This is a genomic window from Vibrio sp. Isolate30, from assembly GCF_022397975.1.
GTDB lineage: Bacteria > Pseudomonadota > Gammaproteobacteria > Enterobacterales > Vibrionaceae > Vibrio > Vibrio fortis.
In genome coordinates this window covers 62,365-86,614 of the sequence record NZ_JAKEUS010000010.1, presented here as the reverse complement: position 1 = coordinate 86,614, position 24,250 = coordinate 62,365, and the positions used below count along the sequence as shown (strand labels likewise).

At 45.6% G+C, this 24,250-nt stretch carries 22 protein-coding genes; 13 read left to right on the top strand and 9 right to left on the bottom strand.

What is annotated here, in order from left to right:
- The first annotated feature begins 20 nt into the window (after positions 1 to 20).
- From L1D60_RS19340 to L1D60_RS19330, 3 genes are all read left to right on the top strand, one after another.
- A complete protein-coding gene (locus L1D60_RS19340; protein ID WP_004736083.1) occupies positions 21 to 293 on the top strand; it encodes an HU family DNA-binding protein in 273 nt (90 codons plus the stop codon).
- Positions 294 to 509: 216 nt separating this feature from the next.
- On the top strand, positions 510 to 2,375 hold the full coding sequence (gene ppiD, locus L1D60_RS19335; RefSeq protein WP_239842512.1) for a peptidylprolyl isomerase: 1,866 nt from the start codon (positions 510 to 512) through the stop codon (positions 2,373 to 2,375).
- A gap of 169 nt (positions 2,376 to 2,544) precedes the next feature.
- Positions 2,545 to 2,841 (top strand): helix-hairpin-helix domain-containing protein, encoded by a 297-nt coding sequence (locus tag L1D60_RS19330; protein ID WP_239842511.1) that lies wholly within the window; start codon positions 2,545 to 2,547, stop codon positions 2,839 to 2,841.
- Positions 2,842 to 2,894: 53 nt separating this feature from the next.
- Here L1D60_RS19330 and rrtA read toward each other — a convergent pair whose 3' ends face one another.
- The gene (gene rrtA / locus L1D60_RS19325) at positions 2,895 to 3,428 is read right to left on the bottom strand and encodes a rhombosortase (protein ID WP_239842510.1); all 534 of its coding nucleotides are present in this window, start codon (positions 3,426 to 3,428) and stop codon (positions 2,895 to 2,897) included.
- Positions 3,429 to 3,470: 42 nt separating this feature from the next.
- Between rrtA and L1D60_RS19320 the strand changes: the two genes are divergently transcribed.
- Positions 3,471 to 4,055, top strand: coding sequence for a tRNA-uridine aminocarboxypropyltransferase (locus tag L1D60_RS19320; RefSeq protein WP_239842509.1), 585 nt, complete (start codon positions 3,471 to 3,473; stop codon positions 4,053 to 4,055).
- Between the two features lie 25 nt (positions 4,056 to 4,080).
- Here L1D60_RS19320 and L1D60_RS19315 read toward each other — a convergent pair whose 3' ends face one another.
- The 3 genes from L1D60_RS19315 to L1D60_RS19305 all read right to left on the bottom strand — a co-directional run bounded on the left by L1D60_RS19315 (position 4,081) and on the right by L1D60_RS19305 (position 7,362).
- Entirely contained in the window at positions 4,081 to 5,424 is a 1,344-nt protein-coding gene (locus tag L1D60_RS19315; protein ID WP_239842508.1) for an anti-phage deoxyguanosine triphosphatase, read from the bottom strand.
- A gap of 45 nt (positions 5,425 to 5,469) precedes the next feature.
- On the bottom strand, positions 5,470 to 6,054 hold the full coding sequence (yfbR, locus tag L1D60_RS19310) for a 5'-deoxynucleotidase (RefSeq protein WP_239842507.1): 585 nt from the start codon (positions 6,052 to 6,054) through the stop codon (positions 5,470 to 5,472).
- A gap of 90 nt (positions 6,055 to 6,144) precedes the next feature.
- Entirely contained in the window at positions 6,145 to 7,362 is a 1,218-nt protein-coding gene (locus L1D60_RS19305; RefSeq protein WP_239842506.1) for a pyridoxal phosphate-dependent aminotransferase, read from the bottom strand.
- A gap of 291 nt (positions 7,363 to 7,653) precedes the next feature.
- On the opposite strand from L1D60_RS19305, the gene L1D60_RS19300 reads away from it, so the two are divergent.
- The 6 genes from L1D60_RS19300 (at position 7,654) to menE (ending at position 15,067) form a co-directional block, all read left to right on the top strand.
- Positions 7,654 to 8,961, top strand: a complete 1,308-nt coding sequence (locus L1D60_RS19300) for an isochorismate synthase MenF (RefSeq protein ID WP_239842505.1) — start codon at positions 7,654 to 7,656, stop codon at positions 8,959 to 8,961.
- Complete coding sequence (gene menD, locus L1D60_RS19295; RefSeq protein ID WP_239842504.1) at positions 8,958 to 10,697, top strand: 2-succinyl-5-enolpyruvyl-6-hydroxy-3-cyclohexene-1-carboxylic-acid synthase; 1,740 nt, start codon at positions 8,958 to 8,960, stop codon at positions 10,695 to 10,697. Before L1D60_RS19300 ends, menD begins: the two co-directional genes overlap by 4 nt.
- Before the next feature lie 9 nt (positions 10,698 to 10,706).
- Positions 10,707 to 11,507 (top strand): 2-succinyl-6-hydroxy-2,4-cyclohexadiene-1-carboxylate synthase, encoded by an 801-nt coding sequence (gene menH, locus L1D60_RS19290; RefSeq protein ID WP_239842503.1) that lies wholly within the window; start codon positions 10,707 to 10,709, stop codon positions 11,505 to 11,507.
- Positions 11,508 to 11,637: 130 nt separating this feature from the next.
- On the top strand, positions 11,638 to 12,504 hold the full coding sequence (gene menB, locus L1D60_RS19285; RefSeq protein WP_032549592.1) for a 1,4-dihydroxy-2-naphthoyl-CoA synthase: 867 nt from the start codon (positions 11,638 to 11,640) through the stop codon (positions 12,502 to 12,504).
- Between the two features lie 74 nt (positions 12,505 to 12,578).
- A complete protein-coding gene (gene menC, locus L1D60_RS19280) occupies positions 12,579 to 13,586 on the top strand; it encodes an o-succinylbenzoate synthase (RefSeq protein WP_239842502.1) in 1,008 nt (335 codons plus the stop codon).
- A gap of 74 nt (positions 13,587 to 13,660) precedes the next feature.
- Positions 13,661 to 15,067, top strand: coding sequence for an o-succinylbenzoate--CoA ligase (gene menE / locus L1D60_RS19275; RefSeq protein WP_239842501.1), 1,407 nt, complete (start codon positions 13,661 to 13,663; stop codon positions 15,065 to 15,067).
- Between the two features lie 95 nt (positions 15,068 to 15,162).
- On the opposite strand, the gene nagE is transcribed toward menE, so the two are convergent.
- On the bottom strand, positions 15,163 to 16,608 hold the full coding sequence (gene nagE, locus L1D60_RS19270) for an N-acetylglucosamine-specific PTS transporter subunit IIBC (RefSeq protein ID WP_239842569.1): 1,446 nt from the start codon (positions 16,606 to 16,608) through the stop codon (positions 15,163 to 15,165).
- A gap of 191 nt (positions 16,609 to 16,799) precedes the next feature.
- On the opposite strand from nagE, the gene L1D60_RS19265 reads away from it, so the two are divergent.
- Both L1D60_RS19265 and L1D60_RS19260 read left to right on the top strand, forming a co-directional pair.
- Positions 16,800 to 17,681, top strand: a complete 882-nt coding sequence (locus L1D60_RS19265) for a LysR substrate-binding domain-containing protein (protein ID WP_239842500.1) — start codon at positions 16,800 to 16,802, stop codon at positions 17,679 to 17,681.
- 107 nt (positions 17,682 to 17,788) lie between these two features.
- Positions 17,789 to 17,956: a hypothetical protein gene (locus L1D60_RS19260; RefSeq protein ID WP_239842499.1), complete on the top strand. Its 168-nt coding sequence runs from the start codon at positions 17,789 to 17,791 to the stop codon at positions 17,954 to 17,956.
- Positions 17,957 to 18,107: 151 nt separating this feature from the next.
- Here L1D60_RS19260 and L1D60_RS19255 read toward each other — a convergent pair whose 3' ends face one another.
- The 3 genes from L1D60_RS19255 to L1D60_RS19245 form a co-directional block, all read right to left on the bottom strand.
- Complete coding sequence (locus L1D60_RS19255) at positions 18,108 to 19,028, bottom strand: putative sulfate exporter family transporter (RefSeq protein WP_239842498.1); 921 nt, start codon at positions 19,026 to 19,028, stop codon at positions 18,108 to 18,110.
- A 147-nt stretch (positions 19,029 to 19,175) separates the two neighbouring features.
- Positions 19,176 to 21,050 carry an MFS transporter gene (locus L1D60_RS19250; protein WP_239842568.1) on the bottom strand — a complete coding sequence of 625 codons (1,875 nt, stop codon included), beginning with the start codon at positions 21,048 to 21,050 and terminating at the stop codon, positions 19,176 to 19,178.
- A 49-nt stretch (positions 21,051 to 21,099) separates the two neighbouring features.
- Complete coding sequence (locus tag L1D60_RS19245) at positions 21,100 to 21,690, bottom strand: TetR-like C-terminal domain-containing protein (protein WP_239842497.1); 591 nt, start codon at positions 21,688 to 21,690, stop codon at positions 21,100 to 21,102.
- Positions 21,691 to 21,887: 197 nt separating this feature from the next.
- Here L1D60_RS19245 and L1D60_RS19240 point away from each other — a divergent pair, with 197 nt between their 5' ends.
- Positions 21,888 to 22,796 carry a TIM44-like domain-containing protein gene (locus L1D60_RS19240; RefSeq protein ID WP_239842496.1) on the top strand — a complete coding sequence of 303 codons (909 nt, stop codon included), beginning with the start codon at positions 21,888 to 21,890 and terminating at the stop codon, positions 22,794 to 22,796.
- Between the two features lie 80 nt (positions 22,797 to 22,876).
- Here the strand turns inward: L1D60_RS19240 and L1D60_RS19235 are convergent, their stop codons facing one another.
- Complete coding sequence (locus L1D60_RS19235; RefSeq protein WP_239842495.1) at positions 22,877 to 24,124, bottom strand: hypothetical protein; 1,248 nt, start codon at positions 24,122 to 24,124, stop codon at positions 22,877 to 22,879.
- Positions 24,125 to 24,250 lie beyond the last annotated feature (126 nt).

The following is a 24,250-nucleotide window of genomic DNA, read 5'->3' as shown; positions in this document are numbered from 1 at the left end:
TGACAAAGAGGGGAAACACAGTGAATAAAACACAACTAGTAGAATCAATCGCAGAAAACGCAGATATCTCTAAAGCTTCAGCTGGCCGCGCTCTAGACGCATTCATCGAAGCAGTTGGCACAACACTTCAATCAGGTGACCAAGTAGCACTTGTTGGTTTTGGTACATTCAGTGTTCGTACTCGTGCTGCACGCACAGGTCGTAACCCTAAGACTGGTGAAGAAATCCAAATTGCAGAAGCAAAAGTACCAGGCTTTAAAGCGGGTAAAGCACTAAAAGACGCATGTAACTAATATTGCATTACCTAGGCTTTTGTTAAGCCAAGGTCGCAAGATGCGTTAGCTGTTTGAAAAATGATGTTTCATTCTTAAACAGTTATTGTGCAAAGCACATTGAACTAATTTAAATTATGCGCATCCTACTGATGCGCATTTCTTTTTCTGATAATATCGCGTGAATAAGATTTTTATATTGAAGCCCATGCTTCATATCCGGAGAGCACTTAAATTATGATGGATCGATTACGCGAAGGCGTGAATAGCATCGCGGTAAAAATTATCCTTGGGTTGATTATCCTGTCATTCGTATTCGCAGGTGTAGGCAGCTACATCACAGGTGGTGGTAACAACGCTGCAGCGAAAGTTGGCAATACAGAAATCGGTCGTGGTGAGTTTGAACAGGCTTACCAAAACGAACGTAACCGTATGCAATCACAACTTGGCGACTACTTTTCTCAAATGCTTGCAGACCCTGCTTACGTAGAGTCTTTCCGTAAATCAGTACTTGATCGCATGATTAATGATGTACTGCTTGAGCAGCAAGCTGAGTCTCTAGGCCTACGTATTAGCGATTCACAAATCCGCACTATGATTCTAGAGATGCCTCAGTTCCAAACTGCGGGTCAATTTGATCAAGAGGTTTATCAAGCGGCACTTCGTCGTGCAGGCTTTAGCCCAGAGAGCTTCGCTGAATACATGCGTCGCGACCTAATGCGCAACCAGTTGGTAACGGCATTACAGGGTAGTGAGTTTGTTCTTCAAGGTGAGATCGATACTCAAAGCAAACTGATTGCTCAAACTCGTGATATTCGCACGGTAACACTTTCTGTTGCTGAGCTAGCGAAAAGCGTTGAGCTAACAGAAGAAGAGATTGCAGAGTACTACCAGCAAAACCCTCTAGCTTACACTCGTCCAGAGCAAGCAAAAGTATCTTACATTGAGCTTTCTGCAGAAGCGCTGAAAGGTCAGATTGAAGTGTCTGATGAGCAAGCTGAGCAGTACTACCAAGAGCACCTAGATAAGTACTCGACAGAAGAGCAACGCAAAGTAAGCCATATCCTTGTTCAAGGCGATGACGAAGCGAAAGCACAAGCGATTCTTGATGAGCTAAATGCAGGTGCTGATTTTGCTGCGCTAGCAGAAGAAAAATCTGATGACTTCGGCAGTGCTGATCTTGGCGGTGACCTAGGTTGGATTGAGCGTGACGTGATGGACCCAGCATTCGAAGATGCGGCTTTCGCTCTTGAGAATGTAGGCGACACAACAGGTCTGGTTAAATCTGAATTCGGCTACCACATCATCAAGCTAGATGAACTGCAAGCTTCTAAAGCTCAACCATTCTCTGAAGTAGCGGCGGAAATCAAGCAAGAGCTACTGGATCAAGAAGCAGTAGACCAGTTCTACGAGCTACAAACTGAGCTAGAGAAGGTTGCGTTTGAGTACCCAGATTCACTGGACGACTCAGCAGAGACGATCAACGCTAAGATTCAGACAACTGACTTCGTTTCTCAAATCGACGCTCCTGAGCTACTGAAGACGCCTGCTGTTATGCAAGCGATTCTAAGCCCAGAAGTGAAAGAAGACGGCCTAAACTCAGAAGTTATCGAAGTGGCGCCTGAGCACGTTATCGTAGTTCGCGTTGAAGAGACTCGTGACGAAACTGTACTTCCGCTAGAAGAAGTGCAAGACCAAGTTGTTGCTGCGCTGTCTGCTGTGAAAGCGGAACAACAAGCAATTGAGCTAGGTGTATCTCTTGTAAACGGACTGAAAGCAGGTAACGAAGCGGTATTGGCTGAGAACAACCTGACGTTCAGCGAACTGGAAACGATTGATCGTAGCTCTCCACTAGCAAGCTCTGTGTTTGCTTTTGCGAAGCCTGAAGCAGAGCAACCAGTATTTGGTCAAGCAAAAGACCAAAACGGTAACATCGTTGTTGTAGAGCTTTCTAAAGTAACTGCAGACATCAACCCAGCTTACAGCACTCAAATCGGTGCGCAATTAGAGCGAGTTGGTAACCAGCAAGACCTGACTAATGTTCTAAATGTACTTCGTAAGAATGCAGATGTTGAATACTACATTGTAGGTCAAGGTCAGTAACAGATTGCTTGAAGAGTAGGTTTGCGAGTCAGCCTACACGACAATGAAAATCAGTTGTAACTCAAAGCGGGTCACTTAGGTGACCCGCTTTATTTTTGCCTTAATAAACTACAGCAGGTGCATTTCAAAGCGTAACGTTCAGTTTTCTCATCATGGAACGGAGCGAAAAATGAAACCCCTATACACTCTTTTAATGTCACTTATGATCGTCTTTAGTTGTTCGGTTTGGGCAGATAGTCCGTCGAAAGCCGAGCTCTATGAGGGAATTGAAGTGACGGTAAATATAAATACAGCAACAGCAGAAGAGCTATCTGCCTTGTTGGTAGGAATCGGTAATAAGAAAGCGCAAGAAATCGTGCAATATCGTGACCAACACGGCGCGTTTGAAAAGCCAGAAGACCTCGCCAATGTAAAGGGCATCGGTTCGGCCACGGTCGAGAAGAATCGAAAAAGAATCGAGCTTTAATACTAGTTAGATATGACGGAGAATAAGCTGGATATGAAGGGCGAACTTACCCTTCATATTCTTCGTTTTACTTTAACCCATGCCAGTAAGAGCCCACCGATTGCGCCGATAAGGTGAGCCTCGATTGCAACACGTGCGTTAATTAACGCTCCTGTTGTAGCAGAAGGCCCCATAAGCTGCTCCCAAGCGATTTTCGCGACGAGTCCACCAACCAACAACCAACTTGAACGTCGACCTGTCAGAGCTTCTGTCAGCGCGAATGCGCCAAACAATCCGTGTAGTGTCCCAGATAAGCCGACATAACTTTGCATGTCGGTCAGCAAGAGTCCCGCTCCGGTAAACACACTGATTAAAAGTAGATAGGCAAGGATTCGAATTCGGCTTGGTTGAAACACAAAGCAGATCACCCACAACCCAGCGAGGTTCATCGCTAAGTGCGAAAGGTTGGTATGGGAAAAGTTTCCTGTTACGATTCGCCACCATTGTCCATTGGCGATCGCAGTTTGATCCCAAACGACCCAAGTTTGAATCGGGTCGAATTGGAACAGTACACATATCAGTGAAATAAAAACTAAAGCAGGGTACACCGTAAGTCCATGTCTCGTTATTGCCCACAATGCCGAAAGGCTATGAAAGCGTGTATTTGTCAGTGGATCACTCCACTAGAATCTGACGTTGAGCTTATCATTCTTCAACATCCATCAGAAGAGCATAGGCCAATGGGTACTGCACGCATTTTGTCTTTGTCGTTGTCAAATAGCGTGACTTTCATCGGTGAAGATTTTTCTGAACATGAGGAGCTGAATCGCTTGTTAGGCGACAGTGAGTATCGGCATGCGATTTTATACCCGGGTGAGACTTCGGTATCGGTTGAACAGTTATCGACTTCTGGCTTAGGCAACTCTGCCGAGAACAAGCTAAGGGTCATCTTACTGGATGGAACCTGGAAGAAAGCTTTCAAGATGTGGCAAGTTTCGAGTAATTTACAGCAGCTAGATACCGTTCATTTACCAAAAGATCTGAAAGGGAACTATCGGATTCGCAAAGCGCCGAGTGAAAATAGCCTTTCTACCGTGGAAGCGGGCTACCATTTGCTGGCTCTATTGCAACCTCATCGAGAGTTTGAACCTCTACTTGCAGCATTTGACCGAATGATTCAGTTTCAAATCGACCAAATGCCGCCGGGTGTGTTTGAGAAAAACTACTTGAGTTAAGAGTTCCTCTGCGAAGCTCTACCTGTTAGAACTCAGTATGTGCCGAAAATAGTTGTTGATGCATTTTCTGAGCGAGGTCATCGGTCATCGATGAGATGTAATCGGCAATAACCCTCATCTTACAGCACTCTTGAGTGTGGCTTTGCCATTGCTTTTTAACCGCCAGTGGTAACAAGCGTTCTGGGTCGGCACTGAAGGCTTCAAACATATCCATGATGATCTGCTGTCCTTTATATTCAATCACTTGGACTTCCGGCACCTGAATAACAAACTCGCTTACAAAGTGCTTAAGCTTATCTAGGGTTAAATCCATACTCTGTTCGAGATAGGCATTGTGTGAGAGTAGAGGGTTTTCAAAACTCGCCTCCACAGGCTTGATTGATATGCTTGTGAGCAACGCGTTAACAATGCCGCCAATCGCATCTTTACGACGGTACTGCTCCCCAGAGAACAGCATTTCAGTAATCGAGTCGAGGTGGCGTGTAATCCAAGGATCGTCAGCTTCTAATAGCTGCGGGTAGGCAGATTCCATCCACTGTGCTTTGGTTACCGAGCCCAACACAATCGCGTCTTCCAAGTCATGCACACCGTAGGCGATATCGTCTGCCAGTTCCATGATCGAGCAGTCCAAGGATTTGAATTTGGTTTTGTTGTGTTCAAATGGCTCAACGCTCGATTTTCTTGGTTGTTGAATAAGAGCTTGGTCACTTTCAGATAAGGGAGCAAGCACCCAATCAAACAACGCTTTATCGTGGTCGTAAATGCCTTTGGCTGGCATCCAGTCTTTAGCTCGTAGCTGTCTTTGGTGTTTAACAGGCTCTGGCATCGAGGCGGCTTTCACTTTGCTAATCAGCGACGGGTATTTGATTAAACCAAGAAGGGTACGCCTTGATAGGTTCATGCCGTGGTGTTCAGTATATGGCTCCAACTGAGTCACAATACGGAAAGTTTGAGCATTACCTTCAAAGCCACCGTGATCGCGCATCATGTAGTTGAGTGCAACTTCACCTCCGTGCCCATAAGGTGGGTGACCGATATCGTGCGCCAAACACAAGGAATCAATCAGGCTGTCTGAAGGGAGCAATTCACGAAACTCGGGCTGCTTCTTCTTAAGTTGAGCGACGATTCCAGTCCCTAACTGTGCTGCCTCTAGAGAGTGGGTGAGGCGGGTGCGGTGAAAGTCATTGACTGCAGTACCATGAACTTGAGTTTTCGCTTGGAGTCGGCGAAACGCCGCTGAATGAAGGACTCGAGCTCGGTCTCGTTGGTATGGGCTTCTGTGGTCATCTCTACGGATTTTGTGTTCGTCGTCATTACGTGCTTGCCATTGCTCGGCAAGCGTTAGAGTCGTTGAGTTTGAAACCGTCAAGTGGGCACCTATGAGTTAAGGTTGATAGTCACAACTTAACCCTAGCTAACTTATCTCGTCTAGTGATAATTCAAAGCTGGGCGCGAAAGTCGTTAAAAAGTAATCCATTTCTGGGCTGGCTCGCTGTGAAAGCGTCTCTTCTAAGCGTCGTTTGGCTTGTTCAAACTCATGATTGCCTGCGCTGAGCTCCTCCAAACATTTGAGATAAGCACAGATGGTATCTGCTTGTTTGACGATGGTTTGCTCATCTTTGTTTGCGCTTCCGGAAATCAAAAATGGCGCAAAGTCTTCTCGAAACTCTTCAGGGAGCATCGACAACAAACGTTGCTCGGCAGCCGCTTCAATCTTTTTGTATTCGCTGGCGATGTCTGGGTTGTAGTATTTCACTGGGGTTGGAAGATCCCCCGTCAATACTTCACTGGTGTCGTGGTACATCCCAAGTAGAGCGATGTGTTCAGGGTTTAGGTTACCCCCAAATTTTTTGTTTTTTATCACTGCCAATGCGTGGGCGACAAACGCCACCTGCAATGAGTGCTCAGAGATGTTTTCGGTTGAAACTGAGCGCATCAGAGGCCAACGTTGAATCAGCTTCATGCGAGCAAGGTGTGCAAAGAAATGGCTTTGAATCATACGCTTCCTTCCTTAATGACAAAAGGCTCCAACAGGAGCCTTTTAAGAATAGAAGTGATTCAAGCGAATTTAAAGCCTTGTAATCTAAGATTATTCTTGGCTATAGGTCGATAAGAAGCGCTCAAGGCGACCGATAGCAGTTTCCAAGTCTTCAATGTGTGGCAGGGTCACGATTCGGAAGTGATCCGGTTTTGGCCAGTTAAAGCCCGTGCCTTGTACTAGCAGAACTTTCTCTTGCTTAAGAAAATCGAGCACAAACTTTTGGTCGTCTTTGATGTTGTACATCTCAGTGTCGATTTTCGGGAACAGGTACATTGCCCCTTTTGGTTTCACACAAGAGACACCCGGAATCTTGTTGATCAGTTCCCAAGCTCGGTCACGCTGCTCCAGTAAGCGGCCGCCCGGCAAGATAAGCTCGTTGATACTCTGATAGCCGCCTAGTGCAGTTTGGATAGCGTGCTGCATTGGTACGTTGGCACACAAACGCATTGAAGCCAGCATTTCGAGACCTTCAACATAGCCCTTGGCTAAATGTTTAGGGCCCGTTAGGAACATCCAACCACCGCGGAAACCACATACACGGTACGCTTTTGATAGGCCGTTAAAGGTCACCATCAGTACATCTTCCGCAAGCGTTGCGATTGAAGTGTGTACGGCACCGTCGTAAAGCACCTTGTCGTAGATCTCATCGGCGAAGATCATCAATTTGTGCTCACGGGCAATCTCGACCACTTTCAACAAAAAGTCGCGACTATAAACCGCACCTGTTGGGTTGTTCGGGTTGATAAGAACAAGACCGCGAGTTTTCGGTGTGATCTTAGAGACCATATCATCAAGGTTTGGGTACCAGTCGTTCTCTTCATCACACATGTAGTGAACGGCTTTACCACCTGACAGCGCCACAGACGCTGTCCACAGTGGGTAGTCAGGAGCGGGAACTAAGATTTCATCGCCATTATTTAGCAGAGCTTGCATCGACATTACGATAAGCTCAGAAGCGCCGTTACCGATGTAGACATCTTCTACATCAAGATTGCGTAGCCCTTTCTTTTGGTAGTGCTGTACAACGGCTTTACGGGCAGAGTAGATCCCTTTTGAATCGCAGTAACCTTGAGATGTCGGAAGGTTACGAATTACGTCAACAAGGATTTCGTCTGGGGCGTCAAAACCAAATGGGGCGGGATTACCAATATTTAGCTTTAGGATTTTATGTCCTTCTTCTTCCATGCGTTTAGCATGTTTTAGTACTGGTCCCCTGATCTCATAGCATACACTGTTGAGTTTTGACGACATCCCGATATTTTGCATTGCCGATTTCCTAAAAATTATTTAAATACTTTATTAAAGTACCTTAAATTGGCGTTTGATAGAATAAAAATCTGAACAATCGGTTAATTCCGAATAACCTTTAGCCAGTGCGTGTTCAGGAGGGATGGCGAGGGATTTCGTAAACTCGGCCTGAGTAGGGATAAGCTGAGGGGCGAAACGCTTAAAATCACAGGAATACCGAAAAGATTTTATACATTCTTGATCTAAGTAGGTGCTACCCATAAAGTATCAAACTAATATAATAATAAATTAGATGTGAACGAGGTCGATTTGTCACATTTCCAACAAACCATCTCCGCTTTGATTGAGCGAGTTCAAAATGCCCAAGCTGGCGAAGTTCGTTGTGTTGAAGTTCTAAAGCAAAAACCACCGTTTGCATTTATTGATTGGCTTCATGCTCAACCGCTGTTCCCAAAATTCTACTGGCAGTCTCGCGACACTCGAGAAGAGGTGGTTGCGCTGGGACAACTTCATACTTTTTCCGATCCTGCTCCTGCTTACGCCATTCTTGGGGAAGATCAACGCATCTGGGGTGGTCGCTCCTTTGACGGGCACACTGAAAAGAATCGACGCTGTATGGAGTCGTTTTTCTTTTTGCCACAAATTGAATTGATTCGCTTTGATGAGCAATGGTCTTTGGCGGTTAACTTAACCCCTGATCGCGTTGCCTCCGTCAGTGCGCTTAAAAAGTTGTCGGTTGATGCTGCGATACTGGCCCCGTTAACTGCTCATATAGAACACATTAGTCATATTCCAGAGCAACCGGAGTGGAGCAGCTTAGTCGAGAAGGTGCTCACTGGCATCAAAAATGACGATTTCAAAAAAGTGGTACTGGCTCGTAAAACCACAGTACAGCTTGATGAGCCAATTTGTGCCGCTCAGCTATTGAAAGCCAGCTATCAAAAAAATCACAATAGCTTTCACTTCATGTTGGTGTTGGACTCCAAACACAGCTTCATTGGCTCAACACCAGAAAGGCTTTATAGCCGCCACGGTACCGAGCTTGATACTGAAGCGTTAGCTGGCACCATAGGTCGGGGCAAGAATGCGTCGTCGGACATGGAACTCGCTAACTGGCTGACGCAGGATAAGAAAAACCTCAATGAAAACCAATATGTTGTAGACGACATTGTTGATCGCTTAACGCCGCATTCTCACTCTGTGAGTGTTGAAAAAGAGGCGCGTTTAGTGCGTTTACGTAAGGTTCAACATCTTAAGCGCCATATTCATGCTCAGTTGCACAATGGTGTGAATGGGGTTCAGTTATTGGGCACGCTACAACCTACGGCTGCAGTGGCGGGTTTGCCACGCAAAGAGTCCATGGACTTTATTGCGAAACACGAACCTTTTGCTCGAGGCTGGTATGCAGGCTCAGTCGGCTACATTAGCCACCAACGTGCAGAGTTTTGTGTCGCGATTCGCAGTGCCTTGATCGTCAATGATCAAGTGCAGCTCTTTGCTGGCGCTGGGATCGTGCCTGGATCCGTGGCCGAACATGAGTGGCAAGAGCTGAATAAGAAAATGTCGACTCTGTTAAGTCTTATCTCTGAACACCCACCACTGGGTGTGGCGTCATGAGTTCATCATCATTTAAGCATGACCAAGCAGTATTAAATCGAGTCTGGTCATCGACGCTGCTTGAAGAGTTAGCGCGCAGTGGTGTTAAGCATATCTGTATTGCTCCAGGCTCGCGTTCAACGCCTTTGACTCTTGAGGCACAAGCCAATAAAAAACTCACCATCCATACTCACTTTGATGAGCGTGGCTTAGGCTTTTTCGCATTAGGCTTAGCGAAAGCGACGAAAAGCAAAGTGGCGGTTATCGTGACTTCCGGCACAGCGGTTGCCAACCTATTGCCTGCTGTAGCTGAGGCTGGTCTAACTCGCGAGTCTCTGATTCTTTTGACCTCAGATCGTCCTATCGAGTTGGTTAATTGTGGTGCAAACCAAGCCATACAACAATTGGGTATTTTTTCTCAGCATGTTGAAGGGACACTGAATCTTCCAAGTCCAAGTACTCAGGTGTCTTTGAACTGGTTGTTATGTTCATTGGATGATTTGTTGGCGCAGCAAAGTGCCAAGGGTGGACCTATCCATATTAACTGCCCTTATCCAGAACCACTTTACTCCAATGAGAGTTCAGATATTTATTACGACTATCTGTCTTCAGTTTCTGCATGGAAAATGAGTGACAAGCCATACACCTCCAAGTCATATCGCTTATGCGAGACTAGCCCAAATATCTCATCGAGTGATTATAATCAGCGCCGTGGGGTGGTTGTGATTGGTTCTGTGGCGTTGGAACAAGCTCAGGCAGCAATGCAGTTTGCGCAGTCATTATGTTGGCCTGTGTTTTGTGACGCCCAATCTGGCGTGGCTAGTGATTGGCAACACTACGATCTTTGGCTTCAAATCCCAGAGCTTGCTCAGCAATTAAGTGATTGTGACTGTATCGTACAATTTGGTGAGCGGATTGTGTCTAAGCGTTTGAATCATTGGATCAAACAACAAGCTAAAGACTTCTCGCTAGAGCAGTATCTTGTGATATCACCAGACAGTCACTGTATCAACCAAGATCATTTACCTCAAACTCATATCATTGCTCAGCCAAGTATATGGCTAAATAGTCAGTCGCTGCCAAGTTTGCATGCTCATCATGCCGGTTGGGCTGATGGCCTTAAGTTTGTTTCACAAAGCGTCTCTCAATTGTCTCGCGCTCAGTTAATGAATGATGATCAGCTCACCGAGCTCAGTGTTGCCGTTGATTTGTCAGCTAGACTTAAAGAACGAGAGTTGTTTGTTGGAAACAGTCTAATGGTGAGACTAGTCGATATGTTGTCTGCCGTGCCAAGCCGCTCTGTTTACAGTAACCGAGGCGCGTCAGGTATTGATGGGTTGATCGCGACAGCTGCGGGAGTACTCAAGGCCAATCAACAGCCGATGATGATGCTGATTGGTGATACCTCTCTGCTTTACGATTTGAACTCGTTGGCTCTGCTGAGTGAGTCGCAGACGCCTATGGTGATCGTGGTGACGAATAACGATGGCGGTGCGATTTTCGATTTGCTGCCGGTTCCTCAACAACAGAAACAATCTCTTTATCAGATGCCTCATGGCTATGATTTTGAACACGCTGCGGCACAGTTTCGATTGCAATATGCAGCCCCTGCAACTCTGACTCAGTATCAGAATGTGATTGAGTCACACTTTGAGCAGGGCGAGGGCGTAATACTGGTTGAAGTAAAAACACCTCCAGAACAAGTCTCTCACTTGTTGAAGCAGTTCAATTCAATGTTAAAAGAGGCGTTAGCCTAAGGAGTCGACATGCTTTTCTCCACTTACTATCCCGCTGAGCAAACCTCATCAGAGAAACCTTTGCTTGTGTTCCTGCATGGTCTACTTGGAAGCGGTGAGGATTGGAGTGCATGTCACTCATACCTGTCTGAATATCCGCGACTGTGTATCGATCTCCCGGGACACGGCAAAAGTTGTTTTGTCGACCCGATAGGTTTTGACCACTGCTGTGAGAAAATTGTCCAAAATGTCCAATTTCAGCTTCAGCAATATCAGCGCCCTGATGATTATCCTACTGTTTTGATTGGTTACTCTCTTGGTGGCCGCTTGGCGATGTATGGTGTGACCAACGGTAAATTTGACGAGCTGAACTTGGTGAAAGTTGTCGTAGAAGGAGGCAACTTCGGGCTCGACTGTGACGACGCAAGAGCACAGCGTCTGGTGCACGATACCCAGTGGGCAGTACGCTTTGCACAGCAATCAATTGAAGATGTTTTAGACGATTGGTATCAACAAAGCGTCTTTTCTTCACTAAATCATGAGCAAAGACAAACTTTGGTCATAAAGCGTAGTGGTAACCTTGGAGTATCCGTAGCAAATATGTTGTTATCTACATCACTGGCTAAGCAACCGGATTTACGTGCCACATTGAAATCTTGTGAGCATCAACTGCATTATATTTGTGGTAAAAAAGATCGTAAATTCATTGAATTGGCTGAGAGTAGCGGCTTCGAATGCAGCCAGGTTGATCATGCTGGGCACAATGTCCATTTTGAACAGCCTGAACTATTTTCGAATTTGATCATCCAATGCATTAACAAGCATGATTGAACCAGTCGCAAACGCATTACGTAAAAACGCTTGATGTAGATAGCACTCAGTATAAATAACACTTTACATAAGTAGAGCGTGACACCACCCGATAAAGGTTGTGCTCACGAATATAACAATGGGAACCACCATGGCGAAAACAGTAGGCATCACCGAAGAAGAACTATACGCAGCAGTAAACTGGAGCGATGTAGGCAGTCAATATGAAGACATTCAGTACCATAAGTCAGACGACGGTATTGCGAAGATCACGATTGCTCGTCCTCAAGTTCACAACGCGTTTCGTCCACAAACCGTAAAAGAGATGATCAACGCACTGGCTGACGCTCGCTATGACGAGAAAGTAGGCGTAATCATTCTGACTGGCTTAGGTGAGAAAGCATTCTGTTCTGGTGGTGACCAGAGTATCCGTGGTGACTACGGCGGTTACCAAGATGATTCAGGTACGCACCACCTAAACGTTCTCGATTTCCAACGCCAAATTCGTACTTGTCCTAAGCCTGTGATTGCAGCCGTGTCTGGTTGGGCTGTTGGTGGCGGTCACGTACTGCACATGATGTGTGACTTAACGATTGCTGCTGAAAATGCACAGTTTGGTCAAACGGGTCCGAAAGTAGGTTCATTTGATGGTGGCTGGGGCGCATCTTACATGGCTCGTATCGTGGGTCAGAAGAAAGCGCGTGAGATCTGGTTCCTATGTCGTTTCTACGATGCACAAGAAGCCGTTGATATGGGCTTAGTGAACACAGTTGTGCCTGTAGAAGATTTAGAAAAAGAGACCGTACGTTGGTGTCGTGAGGTACTACAACATAGCCCGATGGCACTACGATGCCTAAAAGCAGCGCTGAACGCCGATTGTGATGGTCAGGCTGGTCTGCAAGAACTAGCGGGTAATGCGACCATGATGTTCTACATGACAGAAGAAGGCCAAGAAGGTCGTAACGCATTTAACGAGAAACGTCGCCCCGATTTCGACAAGTTCCCGCGTAACCCATAATCGAATCTACTACCACACTGAGTCGCACAATGCGGCTCTTTGTGTTTTTGATGCTTTGTTCACTAGGAAGACTTATGAACACAATGAATTCAACACGTACAGCTAAACTCTATCGTTATCAATTACCTATGGATAGCGGTGTGGTTCTACGTGACAACAAGCTAATTCAACGTACTGGCTACGTTATTGAGCTTGAGCATGATGGTAAGCGAGCGCTGGGTGAGGTTTCTCCTCTGCCTGGGTTCAGCTTAGAAGACACAGATCAAGCGGGTATTCAACTTCAAGAACAGTTGGAGTTATGGAGCCACAACAAACCTCTGACTCCTTATGAGGATCTTTACCCTTCGGTTGCGTTTGGCTTATCGATGGCAATGATGGAACTTGAAGGTAAGCTAGGATCTGAAGGGAATTACCGTGCTGCACCACTGTGCACAGGCGATCCAGACGAACTGATTCCAATACTTAACGAAATGGAAGGTGAGAAAGTCGCGAAAGTGAAGGTTGGCCTCTATGAGGCGATTCGCGATGGCATGTTGGTTAGCCTTTTCCTTGAGTCGATACCAGACTTGAGTTTACGACTCGATGCTAACCGAGCTTGGAAACCAGAGAAAGCGAAGCAATTCATTAAGTACATTTCTCCGTCTTTGCGTCAGCGTATCAGCTTTATTGAAGAGCCGTGTCAGCAGCCAGAAGACAGCTTAGCGTTTGCGATTGATAATGGTGTCGCGATTGCATGGGATGAAACCCTGCAAGACGCAGTTAAGCGACCAGACTTTAATCTCAGTGACCTGACAGGCGCTAAAGCGGTGGTGATCAAGCCGACGTTGATTGGCTCAGTTGAACGCTGTATCGCGATTATTGAGCGTGCAAAACAACTTGGCATTAAGCCGGTGCTCAGTTCAAGCATTGAGACCAGCCTTGGGCTTACTCAAATTGCCCGTTTGGCCCACCAGTACTTGCCTGATGAAGTTCCGGGTTTAGATACTATTGGCCTGTTTCAGTCTCAACTCGAAGTGGCATGGCCAAACAGTGACTTGCCATTAGCGACGTTAGAAAGTCAGCAGTTGATCTGGCAGTCGTAATCGATTTGAATCATCCACACACATACAGCTCATCACACCTTGATGAGCTGAACTCTTTTTTATCAAGTACGCCCGTGAATTCTAATCACTCCTTATGGCAACGCTGGGTAGACTCAACGCCAGACAGTTGCGCATTAATCACGCCTTCACAAACCTTGAATTGGCGCCAGCTTAATTCGTTGGTAGAAGCTTATAGTAGTTACTTACATGCTCAAGGTCTCTCTAAAGGTGACGTCTTAACCGTCGTTGGCAAGAACAGAAGTGAGTTAGTGGTCGCTTATCTTGCCTCCCTTAATCTTGGTGTTTTGGTTGCTATGACCATGCCTCAGCCAATAAACAAGCTCAATCAAAAGCTGACAACTCTTTATGCTGATGACCAGCGCCGTTTTGTGGCTTTTACTGATACTGATATAAACGAAAGTGTTCAGGAGATTGATGCAGAGCTGATAGCGTTACCCAGCCTAGATGATGTCGTGGGCTTTACATCACCTGATACTGTTGAAGAACAGGGGGTTCAAACTGAACTCGCCTCGATAGTGTTCACTTCGGGCTCAACAGGTAACCCGAAAGCGGTCGCTCACACTACAGAGCAGCATATTGCATCGGCCTCTGGTTTGTTGGAGCAGTTCAAATTTAGTATTGGCGATACCTGGTTATTAAGCCTGCCAATGTACCATGTGTCTGGGCTAGCGATTGTGTACCGTTGGCTGGTGGCTGGTGCAACATTGAAAATCGGTGATCAAGGCTTAGACAAAGACATAGAGCATTGTACACACGCCTCTTTGGTGGCGACTCAGCTGCGTCGGTTACTAGAAAGTAAGTGCCCACTTGCTTTGAGCCATGTCTTGTTGGGAGGAAGCCATATTCCCAATTCACTTGCACTTGAAGCGAACCGACGTGGGATCACCACATGGCTTGGATATGGGATGACGGAAGCGGCATCAACGGTGACCGCTAAGCCCATCGATGAGCATGACACTGCTGGAGCTGTATTGGCACATCGAACGTTGAAGGTTGTTAAGCAGCGCATCTATATTGGCGGTAAAACTTTGGCTTCAGGCTATTACTATCAAAGGAACCTGACGCCTCTTGTTGATGTCGATGGCTGGTTTGATAGCAAAGATCTGGGTGAATGGGTAGGCGACCAAATTTCAATTATCGGCAGGGCTGATAACCAGTTTATTTCGGGTGGTGAAAACATTCATTGCGAAGAGATTGAACAAGCGTTGAATCAGTTGTCGGCGGTTAGAATGGCGATGATTATCCCAGTTGAAGATAACGAATTTGGTTTTCGTCCCGTTGCGATTATTGATTGTGATGAACTGCCATCTAAAGATGAATTTGAACGTCAATTGCAAGGTAAACTAGAACGCTTCAAATTTCCTGTTGCTTACTATCGTATGCCGTCAATTGAGCAGTCAGGGATTAAGATTTCTCGTGCGCAGCTGGCAGCATGGCTTAACACTGAACTCACCAAATAAAACGAAGCGCAATATACGGTGACTAGTCGTAATTGCGCTTCAGGGGGTTGTGATGGCGGTGAGACCATCACAAATTCTTTATTTGAAGGTTGTGATTACGCGAGTGCCTTCTTCATTTGATCTGCGACTTTATCGACTTTACCTAGACCGATGATAACCTGCAGTCCTCCTTTACCTACCGGAACCACACCTGCAGCACCAAGCTTCTTCAAGGCTTCGCTATCAGCTACTGACGAATCTTTCACAGTCAGACGTAGGCGAGTGATACAGTTGTCGACTTCAAGAATATTATCTGCGCCGCCAATTGCTTCAATGTAGTTGTGGGTTAGGTTAACTAAGGCTTCTGGAGATTCATTTTCACCCTCGGTTTCCATCTCTTCACCGCGACCCGGTGTACGTAGGTTGAACTTGATGATGGCGAAGCGGAAGATGCCGTAGTACAGCGCGAAGAACACGACACCTTGAACCAGTAACATGTACCATTTCACCGCAAGTGGGTTTTGGCTTGATAATACAAGGTCAACGAAACCGGCAGAGAATCCAAATCCAGCGATCCACTCCATGCTCGCCGCAATATAGAGCGACAACCCCGTCAGTACTGCGTGGATTAAGAAGAGTACTGGCGCTAGGAACATAAAGCTAAATTCTAAAGGTTCTGTAATACCCGTGAAGAATGACGCCATACCGGCAGCTAGCATAATGGCAAAGACTTGGTTCTTATTTTTAGCATCAGCGCAGTGGTACATCGCTAATGCTGCCGCAGGTAAACCAAACATCATGATTGGGAAGAATCCAGCTTGATACATCCCCGTTTTACCAGGAATGCCCGTACCGTTTGCGATAGATTGTGCGCCACCTAGGAAATTCGGGATATCATTGATTCCCACAACGTCAAACCAGAACACGGGATAAAGAGCGTGGTGCATGCCTACAGACAGGAACAAGCGATTGAAGAAGCCGAATAGACCGGCGCCAATTGCTCCCATGCTTTCAAGTTTTATACCTAGAATGATCAGTGCGTCATACACAGCAGGCCAGATATAAAGCAGAGCGAACGAGAGCACCATACCAGCCAGTGAGGTTAGGATTGGTACAAGACGTTTACCACTAAAGAAAGCGAGCGCTTGTGGTAGCTCAACGGTTGAGAAGCGATTGTAGATTTCGGCAGAAATAATCCCGATGACGATGCCGACGAATTGGTTACTGATCTTGTTAAATGCGGCTGGGACGTCACTCATTTCAACGTTAAGCAGTTGGGCAATTGAGCCCGGTGCGAGTAAGGTTGTCACGACAAGGAACATAACGAAGCCAGAGAGCGCTGCTGCACCGCTTTTGTCACGACTCAATCCAAATGCTACACCCACCGCGAACAGTACTGCCATGTTATCGATGATGGCACCGCCAGATTTGATCAAGAATGCCGCTAAGATGTTTTCGGAACCCCAGCCAACAGGGTCGAGCCAATAGCCAATCCCCATAAGAATGGCAGCGGCAGGCAGTGTCGCAACGGGAACCATTAGCGCCTTACCAACTTTTTGCATGTATCCGAGTATATTCATATAAACCCCTAATAGGTATTAATCATTTTAATGCACTAGTGATTGGGTACTTTTTGAAGAAAGGTTGATATCACTAGCAATTTAAGAATCTTTGAATATTAGAAACTTATTTAGCGATGCAAACAAACGAAACGAGTAGTACCATGGATTAAATTTTTTAATGAGTGATGACGATGGCAAACCAACAGTTACTGCTTAGAAACCTGCACACATTTAACCTTGTTGCTAAGACAATGAGCTTTACGTTGGCAGCACAAGAGTTGCACCTTACCCAAGGGGCGGTAAGCCATCGAATTAAGGTGTTGGAACAGGAGCTTGGTTTTAGTTTGTTTGTAAGGGGAACGCGAAAGCTCGAGTTGACCAGCGAAGGCTATCGCTTTCAGTCCACGCTTTCTAAATCTCTTCGCAATATCTTCTCTGAGATTGATGAGATCAATGCCACTGAAATGGAGGGGGAACTCAACATTGCCACGTCGAGTGGCTTTGCCAGCGGTTGGTTAGTTCCTCGATTAGCTGATTTCAAAGCCAAATATCCCAAGTTCAATGTCAACTTGTTTGCCCATGAAGAGCAGCAGGATTTTGAGCATAATGACGTTGAAGTCGCAATCTATTTTGATTCAAAAGAGCGAACCAATGTATATCGCAAACGTCTTTTGGGTGAGAAATATATCCCGATATGCTCACCGAAATACGCCAAGCAACACAACCTCTACCAAGGTGGTTTAGAGTCACTCAAGCACATTAATTTCATTCACGCCAAAGGGTCAAACTCATGGCAACGTTGGATGGACTATATGAACTTAGATATTGATATCTATAAGCAGTACTACGGTGTTAGCCACCGAGAGATGGGATTTCTTGCGGCCGAGAACCATTTAGGAGTCGCGATGGGACGCTATCACTTTGTGAAAGATGCGATTGAATCTGGCGTTTTGGTTACACCATACCCGAGTTTGGAAACTTCCTCTGGCTATGATCTTTTATGTCCAATCGGCACCGAGAATCGACCTAAAATTCGAACCTTCATTAATTGGGTAGAGGGAGAGTTGAGCTAGGTTAGTTGATTTAGAGATAAAATAGTTCAAAACAGAATTTATTATCTTTATAACTATCTATCATAATGAAGCCTAATTCTAAGGGACTATTGAATAAGGCTTCAGACATGAAAATTGCGCTTATCTTTGCGGTACTGCTGCAAATAGGACAGGCACTTATTTCTCACGGGCTGACTCGCTCTCTTGCTGAGCTGACAGCGTTTGTGTTGGTAGTGGTGTTAGTGATGATGCAGAGAAAGGAAAAACAGCCTAAAGCGACACTCACGCAGCAATAGCCAAGATACTATTTATACGGAAAGCTACACGGCAAGCACCCTGAAAATCCCTACAGCAAGAGCCCTGAAAAGAGAACCCTCACCATTGTGGTAATAATGGTGAGGGTTTTTCGTTCTTGGGCCACATGTCTTTGAGCTAGGCGTTTTTAGGTTAAGCGAACAGTAACCAACTTAACGATCCAACAGAGATTAACACCCACATAGTGATGCCAAACATAAGTGGTTTAGGCCCTGCCGCCTTAAGCTTTTCAACCGAGATGCCACAGCCAATCAAGAATAGGCAGACAACCAATGCGCGCTTCGAAATATCAAAGATTCCCTGATATACGACCTCGAATTGAGGCAATAGATCGCTTATCGCAATCGCGGCACAGTAAAAGAAAATGAAGTAGGGAATGGTGATCTTCTTTTGATCGCTCTTAAAGATCATGGCACTCACTAAAGCAATTGGAATGATCCACAGTGCACGAGCCAGCTTCAATGTCGTTGCTGTTGTTAGCGCTTCTTCACCATAAGCGGATGCTGCGCCCACCACAGAAGAGGTGTCGTGAATGGCGATTGCTGCCCATGTGCCGAAGGTGTGTTGGCTCAGCTCTAGGGCGTGACCAATCATCGGGAATAGGAATAGGGCAATAGAGTTGAGTACAAATACTGTTGCTAGGGCCAAGCCAATTTGCTCGTCATCCGCTTTGATCGCGGGAGCAACGGCGGCAATGGCACTGCCACCACAGATAGCGGTACCGGAAGAGATAAGATAACCGGTTGTGCGATCAAGCCCCATGCGCTTTGCTAAGAACCAACCGATGACGAGAGTGCCAATAATGGTTGTGACAATAAGGCCAATACCGTCACCGGTCACGGCTAGCGCTTTCTCGAATTGAATCCCAAATCCCAATCCGACAATGGAATAAGCAAGTAACTTCTTAGTAATCTTGCCCACTTCAAGATTGCTAGGAACGAAGCCCAAACTCGCCAATAGAAAGCCGATAACAAGCGCGGTAGGAGAACTCACCCAAGGTGTGAGGCAGAAAAGGGCTGCAAGATAAAAAGGAATGCTTTTGTTGAAGCTCATAGTGGTGTCAGTATTTATTATTAGATTAAGTTAGAGAGCACTATACGTTTAAATTTTCGATAAGTAAGTCTAAATGAACTGAACAAACGTTTAGAAAAACTGAACGTTTGTTTTTGGCTCTACTATGACGGCTATATTGTGTCTGTGTTAGCGAAAATCGCCGCGAATCTCGATAACTTTTTGGCGTAACACTTCACAAGAGGCTTGCTTGGGATCGATAGCATCACCTGCTTCAATCTCCAATTTAGTCCAAAATCGAGTTGGCAGTCCTTTGCAAGCTCGGCCTTTGAATCGGCTGAAGTAACTGCCCCACAAGCCTTTTAATGCCATAGGAATTACCGGAACGGGTGAGCGCTTTATAATAAGCTCCATGCCTCGCATAAACTCACCAACCTCGCCATCAGATGTCAGACGCCCCTCAGGGAAAATACAGACGATGTGGCCATCATGTAGAGCTTGTTCGACTTCATTAAATGCGTTGCGAATAGAGCGGCGATTTGTTGCTGAAATCGGAATTACTCCAGCACGTTTCAAGAATCGACGGATAGGTGGAAGCTTGGCGTAATCCTCTTCCATCACAAATCGAATCAAACGCGGACAAACGGCGCTCAGTAATAGCGCGTCCATGTAGCTTACGTGGTTACAAATAATCAACGCACCGCCTTTTTCTGGCAAGTGATGTAGATTTTTATGTTTCACGCGATACATAGTATGAGTAACAACCCAAGTGAAAAACCTGAATGCGTAGATAGGCACTTGATAGACGAGGTACAGCACCACTAACGTGTTCATTGCGGCTAGTAGGATGAATAGCTCAACAATGTTCAGTTCCAATAAGCTTAAGCAGACAATGCCAAGAACCGCACTACCCACCATAAATAGCGAGTTGTAGATATTTAGCCCTGCGATAACCTGAGCTCGTTCGTTCGGTTCTGCTCTAAACTGCATCAGGGCATAGAGAGGTACAATGAAAATACCGCCGGATATACCAAGAAGTAGCAAATACGCGAATAATGGCCATAACTCTGAATGACCAACAAATTGATTGAACGACTCGAACTGAGGCAGGTTTTCAGGAACGGCTAGTGCCATTAGAAGGCCAAACAACGAAATACCGAAGCTCCCCATTGGTACGATGCCAATCTCGATACGGTGATTCGAAAGTTTGTCACACGCTAATGAACCGATGGCAATGCCCACTGAGAACAGCGCCAGTAAGAAAGCAACGGCACTCTCAGTCCCATTTAGGTGAATCTTCGTAAAATTTGGGAACTGGGTGAGGTAAGCCGCACCCAAAAACCAAAACCAACTGATCGCCATTAACGCTTGGAAGGTTGGTCGATCTTTTTTCGCGATCTTTAAGGTTTGGCGAGTAAGTGCAATTGGTCGCCATTTAATATTCATGTCTGGAGCATTACTTGGTGCATTAGGGATAAAACAGCTCGCGCCGTATCCCATCACAGCAAACAGTACAATACAGACAGCGGCAACAATCTTTGCGCTCTCATGTGAGGCGATAATCCCCGCGCCTAATGTTCCGATTAGAATGGCTAGGAAGGTTCCGGTTTCAACTAGGGCGTTGCCAGACACTAATTCTTTGGGTTCGAGTTGCTGGGGAAGCAGCGCGTATTTTACTGGGCCAAAGAAGGCACTTTGCGTCCCCATAAGAAACAGAAGAAGCAGTAAGATACCGTAGCTTTCGTAAATAAAGCCAATCGCACCCAGGGACATGATGAGAATTTCGAGCAGCTTTACCTTACGAATAAACCATGACTTTTCGTATTTATCTGCGAGCACCCCCGCGAGGGCGGAAAATAGGAAAAATGGCAGTATAAACAGACCAGCGGCAAGGTTTATGAAGAGGTTACTTGAAATCGGCAATGTGTCGACGCTTGCGAATGCAACAAAGAGTAGCAACACATTTTTGAAGATATTGTCGTTAAAGGCCCCTAAAAACTGGGTAATAAAATAGGGTAGGAACCTTTGTTGTGTTAACAGCGAAGACTGGCTGCTGCTCTTCATGTGCGAACCTTGTTCATGTGCGACCTTATTCATTTGCCACTTTAATGGCTTACCAATTGGTTAAGTAATTTGATAATAAGTTATTAATCAGGTCTTTACCATCAATTGGCTCGGAAGCGAAGAACTTGTCATCGACGCTAAGCAGTGTAATGCCATGTACGCCAGACCATAGCACTCGGCTCGCTTTTAATACTTCGTTTTCGGTGTGATGAGGTGCAATAGCCAGCAATAATTGCTCTAGCATGCCTGTCATCTTATCGATGCGGCTTGATTGCCATTGAGGTAGGTTTTCACCATTCATGTTGTGCTCGAACACAAGCTGCCAACGATTTGGATGCTTAAGAGCAAAGTCGTGATAGCAGTAAGCCAGATTAAATAGCGCGTCTTGAGGGTTGCTTGATTGCTCAACGGCAACACCAGCTTCAGCTGAAAGTTCATCTAGTGTTTTCGCAACCACATGCAAAAGCAGCAGATTATAGTTACCAAATACATTCACAAGAGTGCTCGGCACGTATCCGATCATGTTTGCGATTTTGCGTAGGCTTAACTCATGATATGAGTGTTCCTCTAAAAATTGAGTCACAGTGTCTAATGTGAGTTGAACTAACTGTTCGCGAGTATGATCGTTTCTTCTGGCCATGATGTATTTCTATTAATGAACAACGTTCAATATTTTAGTCTCCGCCTCTGGTAGGCGTCAATGCTATTGCTCAATAGTGGCTAAATTAATCTCAGCAATATTATGATACATGTGTAGCGGCTGTGAATATTTCATTGTTCATTGTTAACGAGTATGATTAAAGAGTCGAAAGATAAAGAAACCTATAAAGGATAACAATGAAACGATTTTTCTCACTAATCGCGATAATGATGGTATCAGTCGCGGTGACACCAATCGCAGAAGCGAAAAAGTTTGGTGGTGGTAAGTCATTTGGTAAGAGTTTCAAAACGGCTCCCGCTCCTAAACAACAACAGCAAAACACAAATTCGATTAAGCAAGACCAAGCTGGCAAGACAAATACAGCCGGCTCAAGCAAGAAAGGCTTGATGGGTGGTATCCTAGGCGGGCTACTGGCTGGTGGTCTGTTAGCAGCGTTCTTCGGTGGCGCTTTTGAAGGTATCCAATTTATGGATATCTTGATCATGGGCTTGATTGCGTTCCTAGCATTCAAATTCCTACGTGGCATGTTGGGCGCAAAACAGGGCTCAATGAACCAGCAACGCGGCCAACAGCCAGCGTTTGGTGGTATGGGTCAAAACAAATTTGAGCAACCACAACAGCAACCAAACGTTCATAACTTTGAACAAGCACAACCTCAATCTCAAGGTACAGCAGGTGGCTTTGGTTTTGGTGCACAAAGCGATGTTCCTCATAACTACCCACCGGGCTTTGACCAAGCGGCATTCATTAATGGTTCTCGTGAGCACTACCGTACCCTACAAGGTGCTTGGAACCACAATGAACTGAATACGATTGAAGAGTACGTATCGCCAAGCCTGTTTGAAGATCTAAAAGCAGAGCGTAGCAAGCTTGAAGGCGAGCAACACACAGACGTGATGTATGTAGACGCAGAAATCGTTCGCGCTGACCATGATGGCAGCAAAGCGCAATTGAGCCTTCAATTTAGCGGTCGCTACCGTGATTCAGTTGAAGGTATCGAAGAAGATATTACTGATATCTGGCACTTAGAGCGTGACCTTACTGCTCCAAATGCACCTTGGCTGATCGTTGGTATCCAAGGTTAATTAATCCAATTTTGTGATTATATTGAGAGCCCTTGCTGTTATGGCAAGGGCTCTTTTTTGGTAGGAAATCATCTTTGAAGCTAGGGAATATAGTTCAGAGTATGGTTGTGCAGACTTCCCCAATCATAGATCTCAAATTGCAGCTGATTGTCGGTACTTTTCTTGAGAGTAATGATCTCTTCAACGCCACTGGTACCATCGTAGTAACTACCCCAAGGGCCATCAGAAAATTGGTCGCGCAGCGTTTCGGATTGAACACTGAGCTTAAGCGATATTGAATCTGAGGGTTCTCCATCACTAATGAACTTATAACCACCCGTCTTGACGGATTCGGTCTTAAACACGTTCTTCCCATTAACACCACAATCGCCATTCTGGTAGGTTATTTTGGTTAAGGTGTAGCTTTGTTTTGATAAAGTAAGTTGATAACGAGCGTCATCTGTTGGAGCTGGTGAACAGGTGTTGGCGGTTTCTTTCCAAGTACCGTAAAAGGCATCAATACCAAAAGCACTGTGTAAGTCTTTCCAAGGACTTTGTTCGTCAATCTCAATGGTCGCGGGAAGTGTTGCTGTGACCTCACCATCTTCATCTCTAAATCGGTTGAAGCCATCGAGTGAGAGCTCTGTTGGGTTGGTGACAGACGCGCTGGTATCTTTGATCTTGATGATACCAATGCTCGGTGTAAACCAAAGTTCTTGCCTTAATGGAATTTGGTTCAGATCAATCGCTCCGTATGTTGGCGAGTAAACCGTCACATCAAACCCTAAGGTATACTCAATGTGTATTGCTTCATAAGAGCCATGCTGAGTAACAAGAGTCTCAATACCGTGGTTTTTCCAACTTGATAACACGGTGGCATATGCTGGACCTGGGTTCGGTGTAATTGTTGTGGTGACGTCGCTGTAGCCTGCATCTGTTCTTTCTCCCAATTCGGCATAAGGTGGGAGTAAAAGAAAGGGAGCAGTAGAGAGATCAAATTGAGCACTATAACGGGTGCCATTAACCATAACTTGATTGAAGGTTAACCCATCGAGGTACAGCCTTTGATCTTTATATTCAAAGAATTGCTTGAATCCGCTATGTGGCCAGTTCAGTGAAAATGTTTCACTGCCATCTGTATGAACCGCGACTGGAGAGCTTGTAACTTGATAGCTTTGTCCGGTGCTATCGTCGCTGTATGTCCAAGTCGCTCCATTTTGTGCCGGTAGGTATTCATTGGTAGAAATAGCAGACGATACCGGGGTAGAGGGAGAACTGGATCCTCCGCCACCGCATGCTGTTAATCCAATAAGATATAGACTCATCATTATCCAATGGTGATTACTCATGGTTTCTTTCCTTGCTTAGCCTAAATGACATTGTTCGTTTAATTAGTATTTGCAAGGAAACTCTATGCTCATTGTTTTATAAAATATTGATATGTATCAATGGATTAATAAGGTATTTGCACGCTA

Excerpts from the sequence above, each read along its gene's own strand:
- menC (WP_239842502.1), top strand. The coding sequence starts at position 12,579 with ATGAACACAATGAATTCAACACGTACAGCTAAACTCTATCGTTATCAA.
- yfbR (WP_239842507.1), bottom strand. The coding sequence starts at position 6,054 with ATGATTCAAAGCCATTTCTTTGCACACCTTGCTCGCATGAAGCTGATT.
- L1D60_RS19245 (WP_239842497.1), bottom strand. The coding sequence starts at position 21,690 with ATGGCCAGAAGAAACGATCATACTCGCGAACAGTTAGTTCAACTCACA.
- ppiD (WP_239842512.1), top strand. The coding sequence starts at position 510 with ATGATGGATCGATTACGCGAAGGCGTGAATAGCATCGCGGTAAAAATT.
- menB (WP_032549592.1), top strand. The coding sequence starts at position 11,638 with ATGGCGAAAACAGTAGGCATCACCGAAGAAGAACTATACGCAGCAGTA.
- L1D60_RS19235 (WP_239842495.1), bottom strand. The coding sequence starts at position 24,124 with ATGAGTAATCACCATTGGATAATGATGAGTCTATATCTTATTGGATTA.
- L1D60_RS19305 (WP_239842506.1), bottom strand. The coding sequence starts at position 7,362 with ATGCAAAATATCGGGATGTCGTCAAAACTCAACAGTGTATGCTATGAG.
- L1D60_RS19240 (WP_239842496.1), top strand. The coding sequence starts at position 21,888 with ATGAAACGATTTTTCTCACTAATCGCGATAATGATGGTATCAGTCGCG.
- L1D60_RS19260 (WP_239842499.1), top strand. The coding sequence starts at position 17,789 with ATGAAAATTGCGCTTATCTTTGCGGTACTGCTGCAAATAGGACAGGCA.
- menH (WP_239842503.1), top strand. The coding sequence starts at position 10,707 with ATGCTTTTCTCCACTTACTATCCCGCTGAGCAAACCTCATCAGAGAAA.
- L1D60_RS19320 (WP_239842509.1), top strand. The coding sequence starts at position 3,471 with ATGAAAGCGTGTATTTGTCAGTGGATCACTCCACTAGAATCTGACGTT.
- L1D60_RS19330 (WP_239842511.1), top strand. The coding sequence starts at position 2,545 with ATGAAACCCCTATACACTCTTTTAATGTCACTTATGATCGTCTTTAGT.
- L1D60_RS19250 (WP_239842568.1), bottom strand. The coding sequence starts at position 21,050 with ATGAAGAGCAGCAGCCAGTCTTCGCTGTTAACACAACAAAGGTTCCTA.
- menD (WP_239842504.1), top strand. The coding sequence starts at position 8,958 with ATGAGTTCATCATCATTTAAGCATGACCAAGCAGTATTAAATCGAGTC.
- nagE (WP_239842569.1), bottom strand. The coding sequence starts at position 16,608 with ATGCAAAAAGTTGGTAAGGCGCTAATGGTTCCCGTTGCGACACTGCCT.
- L1D60_RS19255 (WP_239842498.1), bottom strand. The coding sequence starts at position 19,028 with ATGAGCTTCAACAAAAGCATTCCTTTTTATCTTGCAGCCCTTTTCTGC.
- L1D60_RS19265 (WP_239842500.1), top strand. The coding sequence starts at position 16,800 with ATGGCAAACCAACAGTTACTGCTTAGAAACCTGCACACATTTAACCTT.